Source organism: Mesorhizobium sp. (genome assembly GCF_965229135.1).
Lineage (GTDB): Bacteria > Pseudomonadota > Alphaproteobacteria > Rhizobiales > Rhizobiaceae > Mesorhizobium.
Window position 1 is genome coordinate 5444918 of record NZ_OZ245860.1, and the last position, 26147, is coordinate 5471064.

General features: G+C 64.4%; 26 protein-coding genes and 1 riboswitch. Of the genes, 10 read left to right on the plus strand and 16 right to left on the minus strand.

The window, feature by feature from the left end; genetic code table 11:
- Positions 1-32 precede the first annotated feature (32 nt).
- A complete protein-coding gene (locus ACO07C_RS26210) occupies positions 33-1046 on the minus strand; it encodes a DMT family transporter (RefSeq protein WP_421917069.1) in 1014 nt (337 codons plus the stop codon).
- A 45-nt stretch (positions 1047-1091) separates the two neighbouring features.
- Between ACO07C_RS26210 and ACO07C_RS26215 the strand changes: the two genes are divergently transcribed.
- Positions 1092-1979, plus strand: coding sequence for a LysR family transcriptional regulator (locus tag ACO07C_RS26215; RefSeq protein ID WP_421917070.1), 888 nt, complete (start codon positions 1092-1094; stop codon positions 1977-1979).
- A gap of 96 nt (positions 1980-2075) precedes the next feature.
- Here the strand turns inward: ACO07C_RS26215 and ACO07C_RS26220 are convergent, their stop codons facing one another.
- Entirely contained in the window at positions 2076-2420 is a 345-nt protein-coding gene (locus ACO07C_RS26220; protein WP_421917071.1) for a VOC family protein, read from the minus strand.
- Between the two features lie 165 nt (positions 2421-2585).
- On the opposite strand from ACO07C_RS26220, the gene ACO07C_RS26225 reads away from it, so the two are divergent.
- On the plus strand, positions 2586-3692 hold the full coding sequence (locus ACO07C_RS26225; RefSeq protein ID WP_421917072.1) for a transporter substrate-binding domain-containing protein: 1107 nt from the start codon (positions 2586-2588) through the stop codon (positions 3690-3692).
- Between the two features lie 171 nt (positions 3693-3863).
- Here the strand turns inward: ACO07C_RS26225 and ACO07C_RS26230 are convergent, their stop codons facing one another.
- From ACO07C_RS26230 to ACO07C_RS26240, 3 genes are all read right to left on the minus strand, one after another.
- Positions 3864-4172, minus strand: a complete 309-nt coding sequence (locus ACO07C_RS26230; RefSeq protein ID WP_421917073.1) for a hypothetical protein — start codon at positions 4170-4172, stop codon at positions 3864-3866.
- A gap of 44 nt (positions 4173-4216) precedes the next feature.
- On the minus strand, positions 4217-4492 hold the full coding sequence (locus ACO07C_RS26235; RefSeq protein ID WP_421917074.1) for a hypothetical protein: 276 nt from the start codon (positions 4490-4492) through the stop codon (positions 4217-4219).
- 186 nt (positions 4493-4678) lie between these two features.
- On the minus strand, positions 4679-5704 hold the full coding sequence (locus ACO07C_RS26240; RefSeq protein WP_421917075.1) for a LysR family transcriptional regulator: 1026 nt from the start codon (positions 5702-5704) through the stop codon (positions 4679-4681).
- Positions 5705-5813: 109 nt separating this feature from the next.
- Here ACO07C_RS26240 and ACO07C_RS26245 point away from each other — a divergent pair, with 109 nt between their 5' ends.
- The gene (locus ACO07C_RS26245; RefSeq protein WP_421917076.1) at positions 5814-7139 is read left to right on the plus strand and encodes an aromatic ring-hydroxylating oxygenase subunit alpha; all 1326 of its coding nucleotides are present in this window, start codon (positions 5814-5816) and stop codon (positions 7137-7139) included.
- 93 nt (positions 7140-7232) lie between these two features.
- Here ACO07C_RS26245 and ACO07C_RS26250 read toward each other — a convergent pair whose 3' ends face one another.
- The 4 genes from ACO07C_RS26250 to ACO07C_RS26265 form a co-directional block, all read right to left on the minus strand.
- Positions 7233-8633 (minus strand): PepSY-associated TM helix domain-containing protein, encoded by a 1401-nt coding sequence (locus ACO07C_RS26250; protein WP_421917077.1) that lies wholly within the window; start codon positions 8631-8633, stop codon positions 7233-7235.
- Between the two features lie 114 nt (positions 8634-8747).
- The gene (locus ACO07C_RS26255) at positions 8748-9374 is read right to left on the minus strand and encodes an SCO family protein (RefSeq protein WP_421917078.1); all 627 of its coding nucleotides are present in this window, start codon (positions 9372-9374) and stop codon (positions 8748-8750) included.
- Positions 9355-9906, minus strand: coding sequence for a copper chaperone PCu(A)C (locus ACO07C_RS26260; protein ID WP_421917079.1), 552 nt, complete (start codon positions 9904-9906; stop codon positions 9355-9357). Before ACO07C_RS26260 ends, ACO07C_RS26255 begins: the two co-directional genes overlap by 20 nt.
- Positions 9907-10009: 103 nt before the next feature.
- Entirely contained in the window at positions 10010-10375 is a 366-nt protein-coding gene (locus ACO07C_RS26265) for a hypothetical protein (protein ID WP_421917080.1), read from the minus strand.
- A 233-nt stretch (positions 10376-10608) separates the two neighbouring features.
- Between ACO07C_RS26265 and ACO07C_RS26270 the strand changes: the two genes are divergently transcribed.
- From ACO07C_RS26270 to copD, 3 genes are all read left to right on the plus strand, one after another.
- Positions 10609-10935, plus strand: coding sequence for a DUF2946 family protein (locus tag ACO07C_RS26270; protein WP_421917081.1), 327 nt, complete (start codon positions 10609-10611; stop codon positions 10933-10935).
- 208 nt (positions 10936-11143) lie between these two features.
- A complete protein-coding gene (gene copC, locus ACO07C_RS26275) occupies positions 11144-11530 on the plus strand; it encodes a copper homeostasis periplasmic binding protein CopC (protein ID WP_421917082.1) in 387 nt (128 codons plus the stop codon).
- Complete coding sequence (copD, locus tag ACO07C_RS26280; RefSeq protein ID WP_421917083.1) at positions 11527-12411, plus strand: copper homeostasis membrane protein CopD; 885 nt, start codon at positions 11527-11529, stop codon at positions 12409-12411. The genes copC and copD overlap by 4 nt, the downstream gene beginning before the upstream one ends.
- 12 nt (positions 12412-12423) lie before the next feature.
- Here copD and ACO07C_RS26285 read toward each other — a convergent pair whose 3' ends face one another.
- The 3 genes from ACO07C_RS26285 to ACO07C_RS26295 form a co-directional block, all read right to left on the minus strand.
- Positions 12424-13077, minus strand: coding sequence for a hypothetical protein (locus ACO07C_RS26285; RefSeq protein WP_421917084.1), 654 nt, complete (start codon positions 13075-13077; stop codon positions 12424-12426).
- 2 nt (positions 13078-13079) lie between these two features.
- Positions 13080-13826 (minus strand): CbtA family protein, encoded by a 747-nt coding sequence (locus ACO07C_RS26290; protein WP_421917085.1) that lies wholly within the window; start codon positions 13824-13826, stop codon positions 13080-13082.
- Positions 13827-13987: 161 nt separating this feature from the next.
- The gene (locus ACO07C_RS26295; protein ID WP_421917086.1) at positions 13988-14197 is read right to left on the minus strand and encodes a CbtB domain-containing protein; all 210 of its coding nucleotides are present in this window, start codon (positions 14195-14197) and stop codon (positions 13988-13990) included.
- A riboswitch (adenosylcobalamin (AdoCbl) riboswitch) is annotated at positions 14198-14347 on the minus strand. It lies immediately after the preceding gene.
- A 105-nt stretch (positions 14348-14452) separates the two neighbouring features.
- Here ACO07C_RS26295 and ACO07C_RS26300 point away from each other — a divergent pair.
- On the plus strand, positions 14453-15025 hold the full coding sequence (locus ACO07C_RS26300) for a histidine phosphatase family protein (protein WP_421917087.1): 573 nt from the start codon (positions 14453-14455) through the stop codon (positions 15023-15025).
- 115 nt (positions 15026-15140) lie between these two features.
- Complete coding sequence (metH, locus tag ACO07C_RS26305; RefSeq protein ID WP_421917088.1) at positions 15141-18950, plus strand: methionine synthase; 3810 nt, start codon at positions 15141-15143, stop codon at positions 18948-18950.
- Between the two features lie 15 nt (positions 18951-18965).
- Here the strand turns inward: metH and ACO07C_RS26310 are convergent, their stop codons facing one another.
- Both ACO07C_RS26310 and ACO07C_RS26315 read right to left on the minus strand, forming a co-directional pair.
- Positions 18966-20150: an alpha/beta fold hydrolase gene (locus ACO07C_RS26310; RefSeq protein ID WP_421917090.1), complete on the minus strand. Its 1185-nt coding sequence runs from the start codon at positions 20148-20150 to the stop codon at positions 18966-18968.
- Between the two features lie 1276 nt (positions 20151-21426).
- Positions 21427-21723 (minus strand): GCG_CRPN prefix-to-repeats domain-containing protein, encoded by a 297-nt coding sequence (locus tag ACO07C_RS26315; protein ID WP_421917091.1) that lies wholly within the window; start codon positions 21721-21723, stop codon positions 21427-21429.
- Positions 21724-21919: 196 nt separating this feature from the next.
- On the opposite strand from ACO07C_RS26315, the gene ACO07C_RS26320 reads away from it, so the two are divergent.
- Positions 21920-22564: a TetR/AcrR family transcriptional regulator gene (locus tag ACO07C_RS26320; protein WP_421917092.1), complete on the plus strand. Its 645-nt coding sequence runs from the start codon at positions 21920-21922 to the stop codon at positions 22562-22564.
- A 532-nt stretch (positions 22565-23096) separates the two neighbouring features.
- Entirely contained in the window at positions 23097-24611 is a 1515-nt protein-coding gene (locus ACO07C_RS26325) for an FAD-dependent monooxygenase (protein WP_421917611.1), read from the plus strand.
- A gap of 29 nt (positions 24612-24640) precedes the next feature.
- Here the strand turns inward: ACO07C_RS26325 and map are convergent, their stop codons facing one another.
- Both map and ACO07C_RS26335 read right to left on the minus strand, forming a co-directional pair.
- Positions 24641-25417, minus strand: coding sequence for a type I methionyl aminopeptidase (gene map / locus ACO07C_RS26330; RefSeq protein WP_421917093.1), 777 nt, complete (start codon positions 25415-25417; stop codon positions 24641-24643).
- Positions 25414-25626: a ParD-like family protein gene (locus ACO07C_RS26335; RefSeq protein WP_421917094.1), complete on the minus strand. Its 213-nt coding sequence runs from the start codon at positions 25624-25626 to the stop codon at positions 25414-25416. The genes map and ACO07C_RS26335 overlap by 4 nt, the downstream gene beginning before the upstream one ends.
- Between the last annotated feature and the right edge of the window lie 521 nt (positions 25627-26147).

A 26147-nucleotide genomic window follows, 5' to 3' on the forward strand; every position in this document is an offset into this window, starting at 1 on the left:
CTTGCGATCGGAAGTAGCCGATTGCCCGCTGGTCAGCCCCGCGAGGTCATCCATACACCAACCAATGTCACCGCCAGCCCGGCGAACATCGCGAAGGTCAGGGGTTCAGAGAACAACGCCCATGCCCACAGCATTGTAACGGGTGGGCTGAGGTAGATGGCGGCGCTGACCTTGGCAACGGGGAACAACCGCAGACTGGTGTAGTAGACCGCATAGGCCAGGAACGTTGCGATCAGCACCAGCCAGACCATCCCGATTGCAAAGTCGCGGGTCATCGGTGGAGCAAGGCTGCCCTGCGTCAATGCGCACAGGCCGAAGAGAAGCGAACCCGTCAGCGTCTGGATGCAAAGGCTTTGGTGGACCGGCATATGCCGGGTCTTGCGTCGCCTGTGCAGAACCGAGGCGACGGCGAACACCAGCATCGAACCTACGGTCAGGCCGTAAGCCCAGGCAGGAGCCGTGCCGAAACCGAGGCTGTCGAAGGACACGATCAACACGCCGACGACTGCAATCGCGGTGCCCAGCCATTGCCGTGCCGTCAGCCGTTCACCGAGGACAGGCTGTGAAAGCGCGGCGATGGCGAGCGGAAGAAGGTCGGCGATCAGTGCAACCAGCCCGGTCGGTACCTTTTGCTCGATGGCAAGCGCGAAGCCTCCCAGATAAAGGAAAACCGACATGACGCCGAACAGCGCCTGATCCGCGACCGCACGCATCGATATGCGGGGTCCGATTGCAAGCGCGAAGGGCAGGAGGATCAGTCCTGACAGCAAAGTCCGCCAGAAGAGCACGAGCATCACGCTCGCCTCCTGGTTGGCGTACCTGATGCCGACGAACCCTGAACTCCATCCGATGATGAGGAGCGTGGCGAGTAATGGCCACAACAGGGGATGCCGGCCGGCGGAAACGGAACTGAGAGAGGTGTCGGTCAATCTGGACTCTGCCGCGAGGAATACGGGTTCCCACCGGTAATGTGTGATCGCCATCGGCGCACATGACAAATATCGATGGAGACATGACTTTTTTGAAATTCCGGTCATGACCGCCATGGTTCGTGTTAGGCTCATTGGGTGGAAACCCTGCTGGATACGACCATGAACGAGCTGAACAGCCGCCGACTCGAAATCGACGCCTTGCGCGCGCTGTGCGCGATCCGTCAACATGGCGGCATCACCAGGGCAGCCGTCGCGCTTCGTCTGTCGCAATCCGCCGTCAGCCATAAGATCAAACGGCTCGAAGTCAGCCTCGATTGCGAGCTGCTTGGCAGGAAATCGGGCGGACCCATGTTCACGGCAGCCGGCGAAGACCTGCTGGACTATGCCGGCCGCATTCTTGGGCTGCACGACGAGGCGCTGTTGAGTCTGTCCAAAACGCCGCTCGCCGGAAGACTTCTGCTCGGGCTCACCGAAGACACCGCGTGTACGGATCTCGCTCGCATCCTTGGCCGCTTCAGGCGGCTTCACCCAAACGTCGCGGTCCGAACCAAGGTACGCATGAGCCTGGTCCTCCGCGCCATGCTCGAGCGCGGAGAACTTGATGCCGCGATCGTCCAGGTCTTTAGCCACGAGGTGCGGCCGAACGACGTGGTTCTTTACAGAGAGGACCTTCACTGGGTGAAGCATCCCGAGTTGATGATCCGGCAGGATGAACCGATACCGTTCTTGTCGTTCGATGACGAATGTTTCTATCGACAGTGGGCGCTCGACATCGGCCAGGTCGATTCTATTCTCGAAACCGTATTCGAGTGCTCAAGCGCCGCTGGAATCGTGTCCGCCGTGAACGCCGCGATGGGGGTGGCGTTGCTGAGCGACCGCCATATCGATGGCGGGATGCAGATAATGACCGACCGTTTGCCTGCGCCGCCATCCTTGGCTTACGTTGTACGGCGGGCACGCAAGTCAAGAAATCCGGCTCTCGACAGCCTTGTCGTTGAAATCGAGAGGGACGTCGGCCGTAACGGTGGACTGGCACTGCTTGGCTGAGATTCCACGCTGGTGGTCGGCGACAGCCGGTCTCCGCCCTTGAGGTGAAGATGCCCGGCCGGTCAGACGGGGGTGTCCGAACGCCAGTCTTGACGTTCATTCCCGCTCCGCGCTCGCGAACACGATGAGGTTCCCGTCGGGGTCACGCATGCGCATGATGTAGAAATCGTCGGCTTCCTCGATCGGACCGGGCTCAAGCCCCGCCGCAAGCAGCCGCGTGCGCTCCGGCGCCAGCGGCAGCACACCCAGCGTCAGCGTGCTGGTGCCGGCTTTCTCCCGGTCCTGGAACAATTGCACCTCGGCGCTGTCGCTGAATTGCCATTCGGCGAGACCGGGCATCGGCTTGCGCAGCGGCGGCCTGCCGAACAGCTTTTCATACCATGGCGTGCTGGCGTCGATGTCGGAACAGCTGACATGGGCGAAGATGGTCTGGATCGGCATTGGAGGACCTCCATTTGGCGGATTGCGTTGTTTCGTCAATGCAAGGACGCGCGGTGCGTTCCGGTGCCGACATCGCAGGTGGACGAAAGGTGTTGCGCTGGCTACCTTTCGCGCCGCGCCGCGCCGCGACGACGCGGCAGCGCGGAGACCGGGAGATCGGCAGCGGTGAAGAGTGTGGCTTCATGGACGATGGCGCTGATTGTCGCCGCCTTCGCCGGCTTTTGGGCAGGCAGCGCCACGCTTGCCCAGTCGCAGCCTGCTCCGGATCTTGCATCGAAGGATGTGGCGGTCGGGATCAAGGTAGCGCCGCCCTTCGCCTTCAAGCTGCAGGACGGAAGCTGGTCGGGGCTCAGCATCGATCTCTGGCAGAAGATCGCCGGCCGGCTCAATTTGCGCTTCCACTATGTCGAGGTGCCGACGGTGCAGGCGCAGATCGATGGCGTCGCCAGCGGCAAGTTCGATGTCGCCACCGCCGCGATCACCGTCACCGCCGACCGTGAAAAGGCTGTTGACTTCACGCAGCCCTTTTTCAGCACGGGGCTGGGCATCGCCACGCCGCTCGCCAACCAGCCGTCCTGGCGGCCGGTGATCAATGCGCTGACCTCCTTCGGCTTCCTGCAGGCGGTGCTGGCGCTGATCGTGATTTCGGTCGCCGTCGGCGTGCTGATCTGGCTGTTCGAGCGCCGCCACAATGAAGATTTCGGCGGCGGCGCCGCCAAGGGCCTGTTCTCCAGCATGTGGTGGTCGACCGTTGCCGCCACGCAGGCCAGTACCGGCGATTTCGGCCCGCGCACCGTGCCTGGCCGCGTGCTGGCGGCGCTGTGGATGATGGGATCGATCATCGCCATTGCCGTGTTTACGGCCGGCGTCACCTCGGTGCTGACGGTGACGCAGATGGAAGGGCTGGTGCAAGGCGAAAGCGACCTCGGCATGGTCCGGGTCGGCAATGTCGAGAACTCCTCGACCGAGGCCTATCTGGATTCGACGCATATACGCCATCAGGGCTTTGCTTCCGTGCAGGAGGGGCTCGATGCGCTGCGCGCCGGCAAGATCGATGCGCTGGTGCACGACAAGCCGCTGCTGGGCTGGCTGGTGCGGCAGAACTATGCCAGCAATCTGCAGGTTCTCGACGCGACCTTCGACCAGCAGCAATATGCCATGGCGGTGCCGCTCGGCAGCCCGTTGCGCAAGCCCCTCGACGTCGCCTTGCTGCAGACCGTCGAAAGCGATTGGTGGAAGCAGGCCGTCTTCCAGTATCTGGGCGAAAAGTAGAGGCCGCTCCCCCAGGTCTTCGCCAGAGCCGATCTTCGCCATAAACGAAAAAGCCGCGCTAGCTTTCGCAAGGCGGCTTTTTCGCGGGAGGAGGTCAGAAGATCAGGGCATGATCCCGTGAAAGCGGGAACGGGTTTTCGCGCGGATCATGCCCGGATGGAGGTACGCCGATCAGGCCTTGGTTGCCTTGCGGACGTGGTGCTTGCGGTGGTGATGCTTGCGGACGTGATGCTTCCTGTGGTGGTGATGACGGTGATGCTTGCGCACGTGATGCCGGCGATGCTTGCGGATCCGCTTGTGGGCCGGAGCCTTGGCGGGGGCCTGCGTCGCGGCGGCCGGAGTGGTCGTCGTGGTCGCGGCCGGCGCGGTGGTTGTCGTGGCCGGAGCCGTGGTGGTCGTCTGCGCGTTGGCGTCGACGATCGGCATCGAGAAGGCGAGGGCGAGGGCCAGGCCGAGGGCGGAGAGGATGGACTTGTTCACTGTGAGCATTCCTTGTTTCAAATGATGATTTCTGGTCGGGAGATTCACTGGCCTTGGTCGTCCGGTGTCACTCCAAGAAGCTTCAGGGCGTTGGCGAAGGTCCGGATGCCTTGTGCCTGCTTATGGTCGGCACAAAACTGGGACGCGCGCCGCTGAAGCGCCGTTGCCTGCGCGGCCTGCGTCGCGTCGGCTTTGGTTTCGATGGCCTCGTCGAGTTGAAGACTGAGCCGGTTGCAATGTTCGCTCCGGGTGATGGCCGCCTGCGCGTTCGACTGTCCGACCGCGAGCATGGCGAACGACATGCCAAGCAGAGCACCCATCCATCCATACGATCGTTTCATTGTCGGCCATCGCCCCGTCTGCTTTCGCGGCAACCGGTATCTCCGGCGCCCACGGATAGGGTTATGCCACTGGATTCTTTCGCCAGTTTTTCTCGAATATTGAATCTTGTTTCTGGATTGTTTCCCAGGCGCCCGGGCGAGGCCGCGTGCCGGCGGATGGGATGGTCAATCGCCGGGCGTGTCGTCCTCGGCATCCGCCGACGCATAGTGGCGCACGACCCAGGAGCGGAACAGCGCGACCGCGGGATCGACCATGTCGTCGGGATGGACGGTCAGATAGTAGCCGAAGCCGGTGGGGCTGGTCGTCCTGGGGAAGGGGGCGACAAGGCGGCCATCGGCAAGCTCGGCGGCGAACATGTCGGGATCGACCAGCGTGATCCCGCCGCCGGCGATGGCATGCTGCACGGCAAGCGCCTCGGTTTCAAAGGCAAGGCCGCGCGTGGCGCCGAGATCGATGCCGCAATGGCGGGCGTGGATCGACCAGAAGACGTCGAATGGCTCGCCTTCCAGCTTGACGTGCAGCAGTTCGTTGGCGCGCAGGAAATCGGCGAGGCCGAGCCCCTGCGCCCGCGCGGCGATCTGGGGCGCGCAGGCCGGCGTCTGGTTGATCATCCACAGCGGATCGCGAATCGCGTCACCGACATGGGGACGGTCGAATACGACGGCGATGTCGACGCTGCGCCCTGCCGGCAGTCCGATGCCATTGCTGCTCGATATGTCGATCGGCACATCGGGAAAGGCGCGGCGGAACTCTCCGATCAGCGACAGGCCCGCGACATGCAGGAAGGTCGGCGGCATGTGAACCTTGAGGATGCGGCCGCCGGAACCGCGCTCGCGCCGCAGCATCTTCAGCGTTTCCTCCATCCGGTCGAAGGAGCCCGTCACCACCGGCAGCAGGGCGGCGCCGGCCGCGGTCAGCGACATGCCCTGCGCGCGCCGTTCCAAAAGCCTGCAGCCGAGATATTCCTCCAGCCGCCCCACATGCCGGCTGAGCGCGCTTTGCGAGATGTGCAGCGCCGCGGCCGCGCCGGTGAAGCTCAGCCGGGCGCCAACGGCCTCGAAGGCGCGCAGCGCGTTCAGAGGCAACCAGACCCGGCCGCTTTTCGGATCGCCAGTGGCGTCGTCGGCCGGCAGGCTGCCCGCGGCATCGGCGGAAGGAAGCGCCGAACCCTTGCTTCCCTTGTTGCTCATTGTCCGTCTCCGCCTTGCCGCCGTTTGCCCGCATTCGATAGGGCTATCTAAAAACGCAATTTGAACAGTTCCAGCCGGGGTGCCAAGGTGACCCAAAAGGGAAACAGCCATGTTCGATCTGGAGAGAATCCGCGACCTCGTCAACCAGCGCCTGCCCGGGCATACGCTGCCGAGGGACCTCTATAACAGTCCGGAGGCGTTCAAGTTCGATCTCGACGCCATATTCGGCCAGTCGTGGATCCTGGCGGGGTTCACCTGCGAGCTCCCCCGGCCGCGCGGCTATCTCGCCGTCTCCATCGGCGGCTCGCCCGTGGTGATCACGCGCGACGGAGATGGCGTCTACCGTGCCTTCCACAATTCCTGCCGCCACCGCGGCGCGCAGGTTTGCGCCGAGGGCGCGGGCGGACGGGCGCGGCTGACCTGCCCCTATCACCAGTGGGTGTACGATCTCGACGGCAGGCTGGTCCATGCCCGCATGCCGGAAACCTTCGAGCGGGCCGAGCACGGGCTGCGGCCGGTGCATCTCGAGAATGTGGCGGGCGCGCTTTTCGTCTGCCTCGCCGAGACGCCGCCTTCCTTCGCGCGCTTCCGCGCCGATCTCGAGCCGCTGCTTGCCCCGCACAGGCTGGACGACGCCAAGATCGCCTTCCAGAACACTCTGGTCGAGCGCGGCAACTGGAAGCTCGTGATGGAGAATGCGCGCGAGTGCTACCATTGCGGCGTCAGCCATCCCGAACTGTGCCTGACCTTCCCCATCGGAGCCAGCGTCGACGGGCATTTCGTGGTCGCGGAGGATCCGCATTATGCGGCCTTCGCCGCCCGGGTCGAGGAAGCCGGGCTCGGCAAGGGCCCGTTCCTCGGGCCATGGTGGCAGGTCGAGCGCTTTCCGCTCAACAAGGGGCATGCCTCGCTCACCATCGACGGCGCGCTTGCGTGCGGGAAGCCGATGGTCGAGGGCGCCGGCGACATCGGCTCACTGCGCTGGGCCATCGAGCCGCACAGTTTCTGCCATTCGACCGCCGACACCACGGTGTATTTCAGCGCCATGCCGACCGCGGCGGGCGAGACGGTGGTGACCTGCAAATGGCTGGTGCACAAGGACGCGGTGGAGGGCGTCGACTACGACGTCGAGCATCTCACCGCCTTGTGGAATGTCACCAACCTCCAGGATCGGGACCTGGTGGAGGTCAATCAGCGCGGCGTGAACTCGGTCGGCTATGTGCCGGGACCCTACAGCCTGCCCGACGAATCCTATGTCCAGCGCTTCGCCGACTGGTACTGCGACAAGGCGATGGACTATATCGCGGCGCGCACGGGCGTGGACGCAAGGCCAATCGAATTGCGCGGCGTCATCTCCGGCGCCGTCGAGGGCAGCCTCGCGCCGACAGGGGAGTCGCAAGCAAGTTCCAGCCGAGCGCCGCTCGAGCATCATTGAACGGGCGGCACACGGGCCTGGGATTGAACCGGGCATCTCGCCTTGCGGATCAAGGACGGCGCACGCGCCGTCCTTGCAAGTCGCTGCCAAGGCTCAGGCCGATGACGACTGGAAGCCAGCTTCCTTGAGTCGCCTGGGCAGCAGGAAGTCGATGGCCGCGAAGGCGACGATGCCGAGCCCGGTCAGCGGAAAGACGATGCAGACGGCAATGGCGATGCCGAGGATCGTCGCGGGAACGCGATAGTTCCTGGGATAGAGCGGCGCGCCCAGCGTACCGGCCGGCCGGCGTTTCCACCACATGACCATGCCCGACACGCCCATGAAGATCACGCAGAGGCAGAACAGCGTGTTGAGCAGCGTGTTCCACAGGCCGAGATTGCCCTGGTGCAGCGCGATGCCGACCGCCATGGCCTTGCCGGCGAGCCCGTAGTCGGCGAAGCGGACATCGGCCAGGATCTTGCCGGTGTAGCGGTCGATATGAACGGTGCGGTCGCCGGTGGCGTTGTGCGTGTCGCCGTCCATGGAATCAGCCGAGACCGTGTAGACGCCGTCGTCGCCCTGCGGGACGTTGACGCGGAACTGTTCGCTGAAGCCGATCGACCTGGCGAGCGCCGCCACCGTGTCGAGGTTGACGGGTGTGCCCATCGGCAGGCCGGCCGCGCCGGCATTCGAACCGGAAGCCGGCAGCGGCGTCTGTTCCAGCGCCCAGGGCACTTCCTTCATGGCGCCGTGGTTCATGCTGGCATGGGTCTTGTCGGAGAGCGGGACATTGTCCCATTTGGCGGCCGGAAAGGTGCTCCAGGCCTGGACGAGCTCGCGGCCCCAGATGCCGGTCCATGCCATTCCCGAGATGAAGAAGAACAAGAGCACGATGGAGATGTAGAAGCCCAGCGAGACATGCAGTTCCTTCCAGAAGGGGCGCCCCCTGGCGGCGAGATTGGGCAACAGCACCCGCGACAGGGAGCGACCGGTGCGCGGCCACCAGAGATAGAGGCCGCTCAGCACCAGCACGATGCCGAGGCCGGCGGCGATCTCCTGCAGGCGGTCGCCGACCTTGCCGATAAGCAGCGTGCCGTGGATGTTGTTGGCCCAGTAGAACCATGTCTGGTCCTTGACGATGGTGTCGACGGCGGCCGGGCCGTGTGGGTCGACCGAGACGACGACATCCTGGCCGTTGGCGTCGACGATGAAGACGCTGGCGCGGTCCGGATTGGCCGGGCTGACCAGCAGCTTCACCTTGCCGCCGGGGACGGCGTCCCGCGCGGCGAGCGCCTGTTGCTCAAGCGTGGCGCGTTCGCCGCCGGGCGCGACATAGTGCTTCTGCCCGAGGAAGGTCTCGATCGAATTGCCGTAGACCATGATCAGGCCGGTCACGGCCAGGACCATCAGGAACGGGACGGTGATGAGGCCGGCGTAGAAATGCCAGCGCCAGATTGCCCGGTAGAGCCGGGTGCTTGCCAGGGCATCGTGCGATGCCGCCGAAATTGCAGTCATGATTATCCCCCTCGGGATTGAAATGGATGATGGGAGTCGCCCCGGCGAGGGCGACGCTGACGGATGATGACAATGCGAAGGGTCGGTCCGGCCCGGTTGCGAACGGGCAGGGTCTTACGAGGCTTCCTTGCCGGCGATCAGCTTGCGAAGCTTGGCAAGCCGGGCATCCATGGCCTCCTCATAGGCGATCGTGCCGGCGAACTGGCCGTTGGCGTCCATGAGGAAGATCAGCGCGGTGTGGTTCATGGTGTAGTCGCCGTCGCCGGTAGGCACCTTCTCGTAGTAGACGTGATACGCCTTGCCGATGGCGGCGATCTCGGCCTCGGTTCCCGTCAATCCGGTGATGTGGGAATCGAAGGATTGCAGGTAGCGCGCCATGAACTCCGGCGTGTCCCGCGTCGGGTCCACCGAGACGAACAGGACCCTGAGCTTGTCGGCGTCGGGTCCCAGGCTCTTCAGCGCCTGCGTCGTCTCCCACAACGTGGTCGGGCATACTTCCGGGCACCGGGTGAAGCCGAAGAAGATCGCGAACGGCTTGCCGCGCAGGTCGGTGTCGGAGAGCTTTTCTCCTGCCTGCGTGGTCAAGGTGAAGGGACCGCCGACCGGCGAAACGGCGGTCTGGACGGCGCGCGGCCAGACGAGCATCGCGGCGATGCCGAGCAGCACCAGCGCCAGGCAGGCGAGCGCGATGATCGAGCCCAGACGCCTTGCTGGGCGGATCTCAGCCTCCGTGGTCGGCATGCTCGCCTCCCATGGCATCGACGGAATACTCGACCTCGACCGTGCCCGCCTTCTCGAAGGTGAGGGTTCCCTTGAAGGACTGTCCCTCCCTGGCCGGCTTCCTCAGGTCCATGAACATGATGTGGAACGAGCCGGGCTTGAGCGCGACCTCGCCGCCGGCGGGGATCTCCAGCCCGTCGGCGAGCTGCTTCATGGACATGACGCCGTTGGCGTCCACGCCCATTTCATGGATCTGGGTCACGCCAGCCACTTCGCCGGTGGCTGAGACAAGCCGGTCGGGTGAACCGCCGTGATTCTTCAGCACGAGATAGCCGGCGGCGACCTTGGCGCCCTCCGGCGTGGCGCGCGACCAAGGATGGACGATCTCGATGTCGCCGGCCTTGAATTCATGCGCCCACAGGGAATGGGTCATGGCGAAAAGCAAGGCCAGCGCGAAGACGGCGAGGCCGATGCGTTCCTCCGGGCTGCGCAACCTGGATGCCGGCCAGCCAAGGGGGAATGAGCGCGCGAAGGCGCGAGCGGAAAATGTCATGGCAAAACTCCACGGACAATGGGTTCGCGCCGGTCAGGGCCGCGAACGATTTCTGATGGCGAACAGGCGCCGGCCGTGCCGTGTCGGGCAGGGCGGCGTGCGATCAGACGTGGCGTGGAGGCGCGCGCGGATTGCCCGGCCTGTGGTCATCGGCTGAGACCACCGCGGCCGGCGGCACATGCGTGACCGTGCCGGCGCCGAGCGGCAGGCTGGCGGGAAGCCATGCGACCTGCGGCGGGGCGCCGAGGGTCTGCCCGACCATCGGGCATCCAAGCGTGCAGCTGGGAAGGCTGCCGTGATCGGTCTTGCCCGAGCCGGAATGGTCGCCGCTGCCGATGCAAAGCGGATTGCCGAAGGCATCGAGCTGCCGAGGGCCGGCCCCAAGGGCAAACGCGCCGAACGCGGATTGCAGGACGAGCAGACAGGCTGCGACAAGCGCAATCCCCAGCCTCGCGCGTCGTGATCTCACGAGCATCCCCCACAGTCGATCGCGGATTGATAGCAGCGCCGGCCACGGGAGGAAACCGCCGGAGATGCCGTGCGGCAATCTGGCGCCCGTGCCCGCGGCGTTCCCACGAATGCCGATGTTCCAACCGCTTTTAAGGTGCTAGGCTCCAACCAAGTTGCGAGGGCAAGCGACCGATGAGGATACGGCGGAAACGATGGGATTGGTGGGTTGCGTTCGCCGCGACCTGCGTCCTGATGTTTCAGCTGACGACCGGCGCGCTCGCCTTTGACCCGGAAGCCAACGCTTTCCAACTGGACGCCTTCGGCAATCCGCTGTGCCTCAACGGCGCCGACCATTCCTCGTCGGGCCAGGACAATAGCGGCCATTCCAGGCAGCCGGGATGCTGCCTGGCGGGATGCTGCCTGTCGTCGGCGAGCCTCATGCCGCCACCGGATGCGCCATCGCTTCCGCTCAAGCTGGCTGTGTCCCTGCAGGTCGTCACTCCCATCCGGCCAACGATCGTCTTCCCGGAGCGCGGCTATGTGCCGGGCAATCCCCGCGCGCCCCCGCTGACGGCCTGACCCCCCCTCCAGACGCCTTGCGTCTGGAGACCAGACGCTTGCGTCTGGAGACCATCCGAAATCCCACACACGGACCGCGTCCGGCGTGGCCATGCGCGACAGGCAAGCGATCCCCGCTGGAGCCCAGCGCCACGGCCAGGCCGGCGGGCCCGGAAAGTAACCATCCAATGCAGGCGATCGGCCCGCGCAAACCTTGAAAGGAAATCCCATGTCCAGAACAACAACGTCCAGAACCGCTTTTGCATCGAGCATCGCCATCGTCGCCGTCATCGCTGTTACCGGCGGGGCCTTCGCCCATGCGGAACTGAAGACGGCCGTTCCGGCCGCCAATGGCTCCGTCTCCGCTTCCCCGCCGGAGATCGACCTTACCTTCTCCGAAGACCTCAATCTGAAGTTCAGCGGGGTGAAGGTCACCGGCCCCGACAAGAAGGCGGTGAAGCTGGGCGAAAGCATGCTGATGGACAGCAACACCGAACTGATGGTGCCGGTTTCGGGGACGCTCGCTGACGGCACCTACAAGGTCGACTGGCATGCGCTTTCGGGCGACGGCCACAAGACCCACGGCAGCTACACGTTCACTGTAAAGTCCAAGTGACGGCGGATGCCGCCCTGGCCGGTTGCCGGTTCCTGCACTTTGCGTCCGTGATGCTCCTGTGGGGAGCGTTTGCCTTTCTTTGGACGCTGGTGCCCCTGGAGCTTGCGGCGGGCATAGGGCGGCGCCTGCGATGGCTGTGGATCGTCGCGGCCGCGACAGCGGTCGCGACGATCGCCGCCGCGCTGCCGCTTGAGGCGGCGATGATCGGCGAAGGCTGGACCGACGCTTTCGACCCGGCGACGCTTCAGGCGGTGTTGTTCGAAACCAGTGTCGGCCATGCCTGGCAAGGGCGGGCGCTTGCGGTGCTTCTTGTGCTGGCGGCATTCGCCGCGCCGGCGCGGATGCGGATGGGCGCTGTCGCGCTCGCCGCGGCGCTGGCGACCGCGACCGCCGCGCTGACCGGACATGCCGTCATGCAGGGCGGCTGGGAAGGTATCGCGCATCGCCTCAACGATGCCTGCCACATCCTGGCCGGCGGCGCCTGGGTTGGCGCGCTGGCGCCGTTGCTTCTGGTGCTCAGGGCGTTCGATGAATCGGACAGCCGGCGGCAGGCGGGAACGGCGCTGAGGAGCTTCTCATTCGCCGGGCATTTCGCCGTGGCTGCCGTGCTGGCTACCGGTGTCGTCAACACGATGCTGGTGCTCGGCCGCTGGCCGACGCAATGGTCGTCGCCCTACCAGGCGCTGCTTGCCGCCAAGATCATGCTGGTGGCTGTCATGACCGGCCTTGCCATCGTCAACCGCTACCATTTCGTGCCGCGACTGGCCGACCATCACGACGAGGGCATGCGCGCCATCCGGCTGGTCACGATCACGGAAATCGTGCTGGGCGTGGCTGTTGTCGCCCTGGTCTCGGTGTTCGGGATGCTGGAACCGGTATGAGCGGTGCGGTTGTCAGACGGGATTGATGCCGCCGGGACCATCGCGGTGCCGACCTTTTGGCCCCACAAGCGCCAATACGCCCGCCGCGAGTAGCAGCGCCAGCATTGCAAACGTCATCAGGCTCGGCACATGAAAGAAGATGCCGCTCCAGCCAGGCGCGATGATGTTGGTGGTGTTGAAGGATTCGCCGCTGAACCGGCACATCACGAACGATGCGTGGTTGCGGACCATGTCCGCGTCGATGTCGGAGATCAGGGCATCGACGGCCTGCTTCTGGTCGCCCATCCCCTGCATGTAGACGAGCAGCGCCTGCGCCGCCGACAGATAGGCGTGGCTGCATTCATTGAACGGGCTTTCCTCGTCGCGCAGGCTGCCGGGCACCAGTCCCCACAGGCAGTAGCTGTACTGGATGTTGCCGTAGTTCATCAGCCGCCTGAACGTCAGGTCGGTGCGCTGCTGGCGCGCGGCGAGATCGAGGATCCTGCCGCGATAGTCGTGAATGACAGCCATCTGGCCGTGGGTGAGGCTGGGTATCGCAATGCCGCTGGTCGGCCCGCCGGTGCTGACGCTATGGGCGCCGGCGGGAGCCGCGAAAACCAGGAGCAAAACGGCGCCCGCGAGGGACGCCGCCGCAAGGCGCACGGACTTGTTGGCGCGCGCCAACATTGTCAGCGCATGGCCGGCCGCTTGGTGGCCGGGCGGGTGAGCTGGCCGCCGTAGCTGCGTTCCACCACGGCGCCGAAGACGAGGCCGAGCGTCGTCCACAGCACCACATGGATGCCGAGCGAGGCGACGCGGAAGCGCCACAGCAGATCAGCCGAGAATTTTTCCGGCACTTCGTTGATGGCCGGCAGCGCGTACTGGACGAGGGCGATGAAGATGATGAACGCCGCCCCGGCGATGATCGTCGCGTTCCAGGCGCCGAACTGCGCCCACAGGCGCCGCGCCAGCGCCACGGCGGCGACCAGTGCGGCGATGGAAACCACCAGCATGACGAAGAACAGTTCCGTGCGCGCGCCGATCGTGTCGCCATTGCCGACGGAGGGCGGATTGGCCGGATATTTGATGTAGGGCACCAGGACGATGGCGACGAAGCCGGCCAGCGCCAGCAGGGCCGCCGTGCCCCGCGGACCGAAATTGCTGACGCGGCCATAGGTATAGGCAAAGACCAGCGAGAACAGCCCGCCGATCGCCGCGCCATAGACCAGCACGCCGGTCAACAGGCCAAGGCCGGCCTGTGTCGAGCGGCTGACGATTTCGGGTTCGGGCGCCTCGCCGGCGGCTTGCGCGTTCGCCTCCTCGAAGGCGATGGCGCGGTCGACCTGCGGTTCGCCATAGACCCTGGCAAAGCCGAATGCGAGAATGCCGGCGAAGACGCCGATCAGCATCCCGCGAAGAAGAAGATTTCCAACCATGGTCATTGTCCCCACGGCATGACCGTGCCGTCCCTCGGCAGGGATCATGCGCTTGTTGCATGTTCATTGCATTGCAAGACCGCAACGCGCCCCCGAGGGACGCGCGGCCTAAAGCACTATGTCAATTGCCCGAAGCGCGGCGCGCTCGCTGGCACGATGCATCAGTGACAGGGGAAGCCGAGCAGGTGGCGGCCGTCATGCACGAATTCGTGCACACCCATGCCGGAGATCAGCGAGGTCGCGCCTTGCTCCGCGCCGATGAAATAGATCGCCAGCACCATCAGGAGGCCGCCGAAGATCGCCCACGGCAAAAGTTCTTTTACTGGGATCGGCACCGGACCGTAGGTGGGTGCGAAAGTAGCGTTGGACATCTAGACCTCTCCTGGGATGCTGCGTCCCGTTGATCGAACCATCGGCTACGGGAGAAGGCCTGACTTTCGGCAAGAAAAATGCCGATCACAGTGGCGCGACCGTGCCGGATTTACACCGGCTTCCAAACCCGTATCGTTGAAGACACTATCCACCGGATCGATAGCCGTCAACGAATTGTGATCGCTGGCACGAAATCCTGTATGTGCCAGATCGCGGGGCGATCCGCGACCCGTGGTTTGAATAGGCAGCTTCCCATGCTCGTACGCCTCACCATGATCCGCAGCGGAGCGACGCCCGCGACGCGCAAGGGGGCGTTCGCGCTCGATGAGCCGTTGGAACAGAGTGCGCATGGGCTGGCGGCGGCGGTGGGGGCGGGGTTGCGCCGCGCCGACCGGGTGCTGACGAGCCCGATGCAGCGGGCCCGGCAGACCGCCGAGGCGATGTCGCTGCAGGCATCCGTCGAACCTCTTCTGGCGGATCAGGACCACGGACGCTGGGCCGGCAAGAGCCTTGAAGAGGTGCACGCCGATGATCCCGACGGCATCGCGGCCTGGCTCGCCGACCCCGATGCCGCGCCGCATGGCGGCGAATCGCTGGCCGATGTGTCGCGCCGGGCTTCGGCGCTCATGGATCGCCTGATCGCCGAACACAGCCGCACGATCGCGGTGACGCATGCCAGCGTCATCCGCGCGGCAATAGCGCATGTCCTCGGCGCGCCACTTTCCGCCTGCCGCAAGATCGACGTCGAGCCGCTGGGGATCGCCGAGTTCTCCAGCGACGGACGCCGCTGGATGCTCAGGATCGCCAGACCGGGAAAGGCCGATTGAGCGTGCGAGTGCGAAGCCCTTGGGAAGCGGCGTGACAAACATCGCCCGAAGGCGTATGTTGACATAAAGATGTCTTTATGTGACTTGGGTTTGACTGTCGCCCCAAGGATAAAAAATGTCGCGGAATTCGCCATCGCTGGACGACCTCCTGGGCCCCGTCGCGGCCACGCCCGACGGTTCGGAGGTGCTTGCGGCGCTAGCGGCGGCGGCGCGCGAACGCATCCTTATTCTCGACGGCGCCATGGGCACGCAGATCCAGGGGCTCGGCTTCGACGAGGCGCATTTTCGCGGCAAGGCCTTTGCCGGCTGCGCCTGCCACCAGCAGGGCAACAACGACCTCTTGATCCTGACGCAGCCCAAGGCGATCGAGGACATCCACTATCAGTATGCCATCGCCGGCGCTGACATCCTGGAGACCAACACATTTTCGTCGACTTCCATCGCGCAGGCCGATTACGGCATGGAGGATGCCGTCTACGCGCTGAACCGCGACGGGGCGCGGCTGGTGCGGCGTGCGGCGAAAAGGGCGGAGTTGGAGGACGGCAAGCGCCGCTTCGTCGCCGGGGCGCTCGGGCCGACCAACCGCACCGCGTCGATGTCGCCGGATGTGAACAATCCCGGCTATCGGGCTGTAAGTTTTGACGATCTGCGCCTTGCCTATGGCGAGCAGCTGCGCGGGCTGATCGACGGCGGCGCCGACATCATCCTGATCGAAACCATATTCGACACGCTGAACGCCAAGGCGGCGATCTTTGCCTGCAACGAGATTTTCATCGAGAAGGGCGTGCGCCTGCCGGTGATGATTTCCGGCACCATCACCGACCTGTCGGGCCGCACGCTGTCCGGCCAGACGCCGACGGCCTTCTGGCATTCGGTTCGCCATGCCAGTCCCTTTACCATCGGCCTCAACTGCGCGCTCGGCGCCAGCGCCATGCGCGCGCATCTGGCCGAAATTTCGGGCGTCGCCGATACGTTCACCTGCGCCTATCCGAATGCCGGCCTGCCCAATGAATTCGGCCGTTACGACGAGAGCCCGGAACTCATGGCCGCGCAGATCGAGGATTTCGCGCGGGAAGGGCTGGTCAATGTCGTCGGCGGCTGCTGCGGCTCGACGCCCGACCACATCCGCGCCATCGCCGAGGCGGTGAAAAAATATCCGCCGCGCGCCATTCCCCAGATCGAGCGCAAGATGCGGCTGTCGGGCCTGGAGCCGTTCACGCTGACCGACGAGATACCCTTCGTCAATGTCGGCGAGCGCACCAATGTCACCGGCTCGGCCAAGTTCCGCAAGCTGATCACGGCGGGCGACTATGTCGCCGCGCTCGACGTGGCGCGCGACCAGGTCGCCAATGGCGCCCAGATCATCGACATCAACATGGACGAGGGCCTGATCGACTCGAAGAAGGCGATGGTCGAGTATCTCAACCTGATCGCCGCCGAGCCTGACATCGCCCGCGTTCCCGTCATGGTCGACTCCTCGAAATGGGAGATCATCGAGGCCGGCCTGAAATGCGTGCAGGGCAAGCCGCTGGTCAATTCCATCTCGATGAAGGAAGGCGAGGAAGCGTTCCTGCATCATGCCAGGCTGGTGCGCGCCTATGGCGCTGCGGTGGTCGTCATGGCCTTCGACGAGGCCGGCCAGGCCGACACCAGGGCGCGCAAGGTCGAGATCTGCACCCGCGCCTACAAGCTCCTGACCGAACAGGCCGGCTTCCCACCGGAAGATATCGTCTTCGACCCCAATGTCTTCGCGGTCGCCACCGGCATCGAGGAGCATGACAATTACGGCGTCGACTTCATCGAAGCCACCGGCGAGATCACCGCGACGCTGCCGCATGTCCATATTTCCGGCGGCGTGTCGAACCTGTCCTTCTCGTTTCGCGGCAACGAGCCGGTGCGCGAGGCCATGCACGCGGTGTTCCTCTACCACGCCATCCAGCGCGGCATGGACATGGGCATCGTCAATGCCGGCCAGCTCGCTGTCTACGACACGATCGAGCCGGAGCTGCGCGAGGCCTGTGAGGATGTCGTGCTCAACCGCGTGCCCAAGGCCGGCGGCACGGCGACGGAGCGCATGCTGGAGATAGCCGAGCGCTTCAAGGGAACGGCCGGCAAGGAGGCGCGGGAGCGCGATCTCGCCTGGCGCGAATGGACGGTCGAGCAGCGGATTTCGCATGCGCTGGTCAACGGCATCACTGAATTCATCGATGCCGACACCGAGGAAGCGCGGCTAGCGGCCGAGCGGCCCTTGCATGTCATCGAAGGCCCGCTGATGGCCGGCATGAATGTCGTCGGCGACCTCTTTGGCGCGGGCAAGATGTTCCTGCCGCAAGTGGTGAAGTCGGCACGGGTGATGAAACAGGCGGTGGCCGGACTGCTGCCGCATATGGAGGCCGAGAAACTGGCCAATGCCGCCAATGGCATCGACAATGGCGAGCGCCAGACGGCGGGAAAAATCCTGATGGCGACGGTGAAGGGCGATGTCCACGACATCGGCAAGAACATCGTCGGTGTCGTGCTGGCCTGCAACAATTACGAAATCATCGACCTCGGCGTCATGGTGCCGGCGGCAAAAATCCTGCAGACGGCGCGCGAGCAGGACGTTGATATCATTGGCCTTTCCGGCCTGATCACGCCCTCGCTGGACGAGATGGTGCACATGGCCGCCGAAATGGAGCGCGAGGGGTTCGACATTCCACTGCTGATCGGCGGCGCCACGACCAGCCGCGTGCACACGGCGGTGAAGATCCACCCGCGCTACGCCAGGGGGCAGACGGTCTATGTCACCGACGCCAGCCGGGCGGTGGGCGTGGTGTCGTCGCTTTTGTCGAATGAGACCAAGGGCGGCTTTGTCGACAATGTGCGGGCCGAGTACAGGAAGGTCGCCGACGCGCATGCCCGCTCCGAGGCCGACAAGCAGCGGCTGCCGCTGGCCAGGGCGAGGGCCAACGCGCACAAGATCGACTGGTCGGCTTATGAACCGCCGAAGCCGTCGTTCACGGGCGTAAAAGTGTTCGAGAACTGGGACCTCACGGAACTCTCACGCTATATCGACTGGACGCCGTTCTTCCAGACCTGGGAATTGAAGGGCCGCTATCCGAAAATCCTCGAGGACGAGGCGCAAGGTGCCGCCGCGCGCCAGCTGTTCGAGGACGCGCAGGCGATGCTCAAAAAGATCATCGCCGAAAAATGGTTCGCGCCGCGCGGCGTCATCGGCTTCTGGCCGGCCAATGCGTTGGGCGACGACATCAGGCTGTTCACGGACGACAAGCGATCGCGGGAACTGGCGACCTTCTTCACGCTGCGCCAGCAACTCACCAAGCGCGACGGCAAGGCCAATGTCGCGCTGTCGGATTTCGTCGCGCCGGCCGACAGCGGCAAGCCCGATTACATAGGCGGCTTCATCGTCACCGCCGGGATCGAGGAGGTGGCGATATCAGAGCGGTTCGAGCGGGCCAATGACGACTACTCCTCGATCATGGTCAAGGCGCTGGCCGACCGTTTCGCCGAAGCCTTCGCCGAGCGCATGCACGAGAAGGTGCGCAGGGAGTTCTGGGGCTATGCGGCGGATGAATCGTTCGCAGCCGACGCGCTGATCGGCGAGCCCTATCGCGGCATCCGCCCGGCGCCCGGCTATCCCGCGCAGCCAGATCATACCGAGAAGAAGACTTTGTTCCGGCTGCTCGACGGCGAGCGCAATGCCGGGGTGAGCCTGACCGAAAGCTATGCGATGTGGCCGGGCTCGTCCGTGTCCGGCATCTACCTGGCGCATCCCGAAAGCTATTATTTCGGCGTCGCCAAGGTCGAGCGCGACCAGGTCGAGGATTATGCGGGGCGCAAGGACATGCCGCTGGCCGAGGTCGAGCGCTGGCTGGGGCCGATCCTGAATTATGTTCCGGAGAGTTACGCCGAGGCGGCGGAGTAGGAGATCATCCTCCCGTCAGGAGTTTCTGCAATTGCTGGGCGCCGGCGCTCCCGCGAAACGCCCCGCGATCCATGCCATGGCATCGCGGGCGGACTTTCGCGCGGCGAAGGCATGGCCCACGCCTTTCAGCGATTCCAGCTCGACCCTGCTGCCGCGCCGACACAGCCCGTTCGCATATGCAGCCGTAACCGAGGGCCGCACCAGATTGTCCTTGGTGCCCTGCGCGATGAACACGGGAATGCGGGAGGGCAGCGGCCCGGGCGTGTTGTCGGCCAGCAGATGCTTCCAGGGCTGCAGGTCGGAGAGATCGTCGACACGCAGGAAGCTGTGTTCCAGCGACCTGGTCGGCCCCCGGCGGTCGAGAACGTCGAACCAGCGCTCGATGCACTTGCCCGCCAATCTGTCGACAACGGGCAGGGCTTGCGGCGTCACGACATGATCGATCGGCGCGCCGTAGACCCGCGACCAGGACCATAGCGTCATCGCGGTGATGTTGTTGCCGCCGCCCGTGCCCTGGTCCTCCCTCATCAATTCGCCAAGCTCGGTCGCCGGAGCGGCCGCGGCGACGCCAACCAGATGCAGTTCCGGCGCGTAGGTGGAGGCAAGAAGCCCTGTATAGAGCGCGGCATGCCCGCCCTGCGAGTGGCCCCAGACGGCGAAACTGTCGCTGGCGCCAGCAGCCGGAATCTGCCGGGCGGCGCGCACGGAATCGAGTACGGCCCTGCCTTCGCTCGTTCCGACAAGATACGGGTGAGGGCCCGCGGCGTCGATCCCAAGCCCCGGATAGTCGGTGGCGGTGACGACATATCCACGCGACAGCGCATCCCGCAGCCCCTGGACAGAAGAGAAGAACACTCTCGCCCTCGAAGGCCCGCATTGAGGCTCGACGCCTGTCGTCGGATGGGCCCAGGCGACAATCGGGCGGCCGCCGGTCGGTGCATGCCCGGCGGGTATGACGACCACGCCCGATACAGGGATCGGCGCGCCCGACAGGCCTTTCGACATATAGACGATGCGATAGGCTGTAGATCCATCCGGGGCGCCGGACATGCGTTGTGTGCTGACCAGCGATCCCGGAAGGTCCGATGCCTGTGCCCGGCCGGTCGCAAATGCCACCGCGATGTAGATGACAGCGGCAAAGACAAATCCCGCCAGTACTTGACTGGCATGGAATGCGGCATTGCGCCTGTCTTGAGCCACGCCGGTTTGGGTCCGGATGGATATTTTAGTGATCATGATCGGCTTTCAACGGTGATCGACGCAAGGGGCGGCCAATGTCTGCAGCGCATGCTTGGTGGCTTTGACGATCGCCGTCATTACGATTCTTCGGGCAGGTGACAGCAATTCCAGTCGCAAGGCACAGGACTGGCGAAAAGCCCTACGACGGGAGCGGTCGTAACCGTTCCCGCCGCGAGCGGGCATCCGCCTTAGTTGGGCCAGCAACGCCGGCCACCTCTACCGAGATGATAGCCGGGAGGGCATGGGTTCCAGTGACGCGGGCGCTGCGTATAATAGCCGCCTGGATATGGCCCGTAACCAAAACGGTGGCAGGCACCGCCCGGCCCACGATACCTGCCGGGTCCGCAGCCATCGGCGACGTAGATCAAGCGGGCCGGGGACTGTACCATCGAATCCAAAGCTAGGCTTTGTGCCTGTGTGGTGCCTGCCGCACAAACGCTGACAACGGCGCCGACCGCTAGGGCCAGAAGCATCTTGGAAGTCATTTCTCATCCCTTCTTCGATAATGAACTGCCGCCTTCCTGGCGGCGCGGAGCCATGTCGATCACGCCAGCTTCGGCGCTTGTTCGAGCTTTCCTTGCCTGCACCGAAGTCTGATTTCCGCGAGAAAGGCGCTGGCGCGGTGTCGAAACCAGACTTAGTTCAAGCCGTGCTCGCTTTCGAATATCCAAAGCTCGCTTGTCGGTTGAGGTGAATGCGGGTTGTCGGTCATTCCCAAAAATGCCGGAGCTTCGCGCTTTTGCTCTTTCATCAACGATGCAACGATTGGCGTCGCGGCACGAAGTGACTCTAATGCCGAGTGAAGTGCCCTTAGTGCGGCTTCCATGTTGCCTTGCTCGGCTGCGGCCTCTTTAGAGAGGCTCCCGATAGCCGCGGCTGACAAAACAGCTCGACCGGCGAGCGCGACTAGACTGCGGCGCGACGTTAGAATGCAAGGCATTGAAATCTAGCCTCCCAATTCAAAGGCAAGATTTCTATAGCGTGTTTATTTTAGCAAGAGCTTTTTTAAGCAAGAGAATAGCTCGCGAAGAAACTTTTTGTGAACTGGTTAATAGCTGGCATCATTGAGGCCCGATGCCTGTCGTCGCACGGGCCCAGGAGACAATCGGCCGGCCGCCGGCGAGTATGACGACCACGCCCGATGCAGGATCGGCGCCCGACCGCTTGGCGCCCGCGTGGCGAAAGGCTTGGCGACGGGAGCAGGCGTGGCCTTTCCCGTCGCGAGCATGGCATCCGCTTAGTTGGGCCAGCAGCGCTGCCCGCCTCTACCGAGATGAAAGCCCGGAGGGCATGGGTTCCACTGATAGGGGCGCTGCGCATAATAGCCCCAGGGGTAAGGCCCGCGACCAAAGCGGTGGCAGGCGCCGCCCGGACCGCGATACCAGCCGGGTCCGCAGCCATCGGCGACGTAGATCAGGCGGGCCGACGGCTGTCCCGTCGAATCCAGGGCGAGGCTTTGTGCCTGTGAGGCGCCCGCAGCACCAAGGGTCATGACGGCAGCAGCCGCCACGGTCAGAAACATCTTCGAAGTCATTTTTCTCATCCTGTTGTTGTTGATAGGAGCCGCCGTCTTCGTGACGGCGCGCGGTCATTTCGATGACGCCAGCCTTGGCGCTTGTTGGAGCTTGCTTTGCCCCGGCCAAGCGTCTATCTAGACATTGTCTAAATGCTCCTTTCTCTCATTCTGCGAAGGGAGTCAACGGAAATCTAGACGGTGTAAGGATTTAATTTTGAAGCAACCCAAACCCTATCATCACGGCGCGCTGCACGATGCCCTGCTCGCGGCCGCCGAATCGATATTGCGGCGAGACGGCCTGCCGGCGCTGACCCTTCGCGCCATTGCCCGGGAGGCAGGCGTGTCGCATGGCGCGCCCGGTCATCACTTCAAGGACCTGTCGGAATTGCTGAGCGAACTTGCCGCCCTGGGCTTCGAGCGCCTGACATCGATGATGCAGGAAGTAAGCCCCACGGAGCCGAGTTGGAGGAGCGCGGCCAGCCACGCCTACGTGGCCTTCGCGATCGACAATCCGGGCCTGTTCTCGCTGATGTTTCGCGGCGAGCGGCTCAACGCGGACAATCCGCGCCTGCGCGCTGCAAGACAAACCGTGTTTGGCGTTCTCGAGCAGTTCGGCCGCAGCTCCGATCTTGCCGAGGACCGCACGCGCATCGGCGCGATGACCGCGCAATGGTGCCTACTGCATGGCTTTGCGGTGCTGGCGATCGATGGCCGTCTCGCCCGCCTGATGGCAATCGCCCCGCCAGGGACCGATACGATGGGGTTGTTGGACTTCGCTCTCACATACCAGGCTGGAAACAGCGGTCTGGAGGTGGAATCCGAGTCCAAGGCAAGCCTGGGGGGCCTGAAGACGAAATGAAGGGGTGCCGGTAGGGCGAGGCAAGGCCCGGCCTTTATGGCGGCTTCATCGTCACCGCCGGTATCGAGGCGTTGGCGATCGCCGGGGGTCGAGCGGGCGAACGACGATTGTTCCTCGATCATGGTCAAGGCGCCGGAAAGCCGCCTCGCCGGGGCGCATGCACGCAGATAACCTTGGCAGAGGTCCAGCGCTATTCTGAATTTATTCTCTGGAGAGTTACGCCAAGGCTTGGAGCTATTCCGCCCCGGGGGGCGCTGTCGTCGCCGCGACACGGTTCCCGCCGCAGGCAGAGAGGCGTAACCACCTCTCTCCACTTCATACATATGGCGCACAAGGGACTTGCTTCAAGACCCGGCCCCTGCCGTAAAACCGCCGGCCTAAGCCACGGAAACGGGAGTCACGAAATGCTGATGTTGTTGCCGGCGCGATCGGGTGGGGATGTCGAACCGCGGATCGGATACGTGGAGCCGTCGCTGGAAGGCGTGTCGCGATGACCGGCCGTCACGATGCAATGGCCGGCCATTACGATGTAATGACCGGCCATGCGGTGTTGATCGCCGGGGGCGGTCCCACCGGGTTGATGCTTGCGGGCGAGCTGGCGCTGGCGGGCGTCGACGTTGCCATTGTCGAGCGGCGCGCCAGCCAGGAACTCGCCGGCTCGCGCGCTGGCGGCCTGCACTCGCGCACCATCGAGATCCTCGACCAGCGCGGGATCGCCGACCGGTTCCTTTCGGAGGGGCAGAAGGCGCAGGTCGGGATGTTCGCCGGGTCCCGGCTGGACATCAGTGGCTTTCCAACCCGGCACGATTACGGGCTCGGGCTGCGCCAGAACCACATCGAGCGCATCCTGGCCGGCTGGGTCGGCGAACTGTCGGTGCCGATCTATCGCGGCACCGAGGTGACGGGTTTCGCGCAGGACGATGCGGGCGTCGACGTCGAACTCTCCGACGGCCGATCGCTGCGGGCGAACTATCTCGTCGGATGCGACGGCGGACGCAGCCTGATCCGCAAGGCCGCCGGCATCGCGTTCCCGGGATCGGATCCGACAACCAGCAACTTGATCGCCGAGGCCGAGCTGGCCGAGCTGCCGCCGGAATGGGGCATCCGCCGCGATGCCCTCGGCATCCATGCCCTGGGAAGGGTGGAGTATACGATCCGCGACGGCAAGGTGGTCTACGCGGATGAGGGGCCGGTCAGCGTCCTGGTGACCGAACGGCATGTCGGCGCCACGACCGAACCCACGCTGAGAGACGTGAGCGAGGCGCTGATCTCCGTCTACGGGACCGACTACGGGATCCACTCTCCCACCTGGATATCCCGGTTCACCGATACAACCCGGCAGGCAGCGACCTACCGCAAGGGGCGCGTGCTGATCGCCGGCGATGCCGCGCATGTGCATCCGCCGGACGGCGGCCAGGGCCTGCAGACCGGTGTGCAGGATGCGGTGAATCTGGGATGGAAGCTGGCCCAGGTGGTCAAGGGGACATCGCCGGATAGCCTGCTGGACACCTACCACGCCGAGCGCCACCCGGTCGCCGCCCGCGTGTTGCGCAACACCATGGCCTCGGTTGCGCTTCGCCGCGAGGATGACCGCACGAAGGCCCTGCGCGACACGATGGCCGAGCTTCTGGGCATGGAGGAGCCGCGCAGGCATTTCGCCGCGATGATGGCGGGTCTCGATATTCACTACGATCTGGGCGAGGGGCATCCGCTGCTTGGGCGCCGCATGCCCGATCTCGACATCGTCACCGCCAATGGCCCGCCGCGGGTCTTCACCCTGCTTCATGGCGGCCGGCCGGTGCTGCTGAACCTCGGTGAGCCCGGCGCCCTCGACATTGCGCCGTGGGAGGACCGGGTCCAGCGGATCGACGCCAGATACGACGGCAAGTGGGAGCTGCCGGCCCTTGGCGTGGTCGCCGCGCCGACAGGGGTATTGATCAGGCCCGATGGCTATGTGGCCTGGGTGGGGCAGTCGGCCGAGCTCGGACTCGCCGACGCGCTGACCGCCTGGTTCGGACCACCGTTAGCTGGACATGAGCCCGGCTGATCAGCGAAACAAGGTCGACCGGCCCATGGTCAAGGGCGCTGCGCCGAAGCCAGTTCGTCGGGACGCAGCGTCAGCACCGACACGCCGGACGCCGTGACGGCGACGGTGTGCTCGAACTGGGCGGAAAGCGAGCCGTCCCTGGTGACGACGGTCCAGCCGTCGGCCTCGGTCCTCACACTGCGCCGGCCCCTGTTCAGCATCGGCTCGATCGTGAACACCATGCCCTCGCGCAGCGTGGGGCCGGTTCCCGGCTTGCCGAAATGCGGAACCTGCGGTTCCTCATGCATCTCCCGGCCGATGCCGTGACCGCAAAATTCGTGCACGACGGAATAGCCGTTGCGCTTGGCGTGCCGTTCGATCGCCCAGCCGATATCCCCCAGCCTGGCGCCCGGGCGAACCGCCCGGATGCCCATCCACATGGCTTCGTAGGTGGTCTGGACCAGTTTCCTGGCGGCTGGATTGACCTCGCCAATGAGGTAGGTCTTGCTGGAATCGGCGATATAGCCGTTCTTCTCCAGCGTGATGTCGATATTGACGATGTCGCCATCGCCAAGAACGTCCGACTGCGATGGAACGCCGTGGCAGACCACATCGTTCACCGATGAATTCAAGACAAAACCATAGCCATATTGGCCCTTGCTCGCAGGCCGGGCCTGGAGATCATGGACGATGAAACGCTCGACCATGTCATTGATCCGAAGTGTCGACATGCCGGCGAGCGTGGTTCTGTCCAGCAGGTCGAACACCGATGCCAGCAGCCGGCCGGATTCGGCCATCAGTGCGAGTTCCCGGGGCTGCTTGGTCATGCTTCGGTCAGGGCCAGTGGTTGAGCCGAAACTCCCGCGGAACTCATCTCGCGTGCGATGATCTCGGTGAAACCGAGGGTCGGGTTGGCCTCACAGAGCATGCCGACCTTGATCCAGTAGGCGGCCTGCGCATTGATCGAACGACACGATACCTTGCTCGCCCTGCGCAGCAGATCGTGCAAATCGTCATCTATGTTCACAATACCCATGGGGATCTCCGTATACGAATCGTATATGAAGCATATAGTTGGCATGGACCGGAAAGCCAAGGGCGGTTGCAGGCCAGGAGAGGTGTGGGTCCCTGATCCAGAAGGCTGCCAGCGCTGGCTCGTCACCATCCTCGACTGACCTCGCGGAAATCGCGATCTGATTCGCCTCCGCGACCGATCGAGTGACACCATCGATTTCGACGCGGATAGCGGTTGTTTTTCGCGTGAGAGGCGGGAAACACCCAAAAAAAGTCCAGTCTGAAGACCATCGGCTGAGGTCCCTGGCCGGCGCCGACCAAATGCCTTTTTATCCATCCGAAATGCTGGACGAGATATCGTGCTTCTTGCGTATTTTCCGGTAAATATCCACAAGATATAGCCTTCTCGGCAGATACTTGTGGGCTCCCACCCTCGGTGGAAGGCACCGGCTCACCCAGGGAACGTCACTCAATCGAGGCCGTGAAATACTTGCCTGATTTAGAATGATCTCAACTGTGCTCGATATAACACAGTCAACCCCG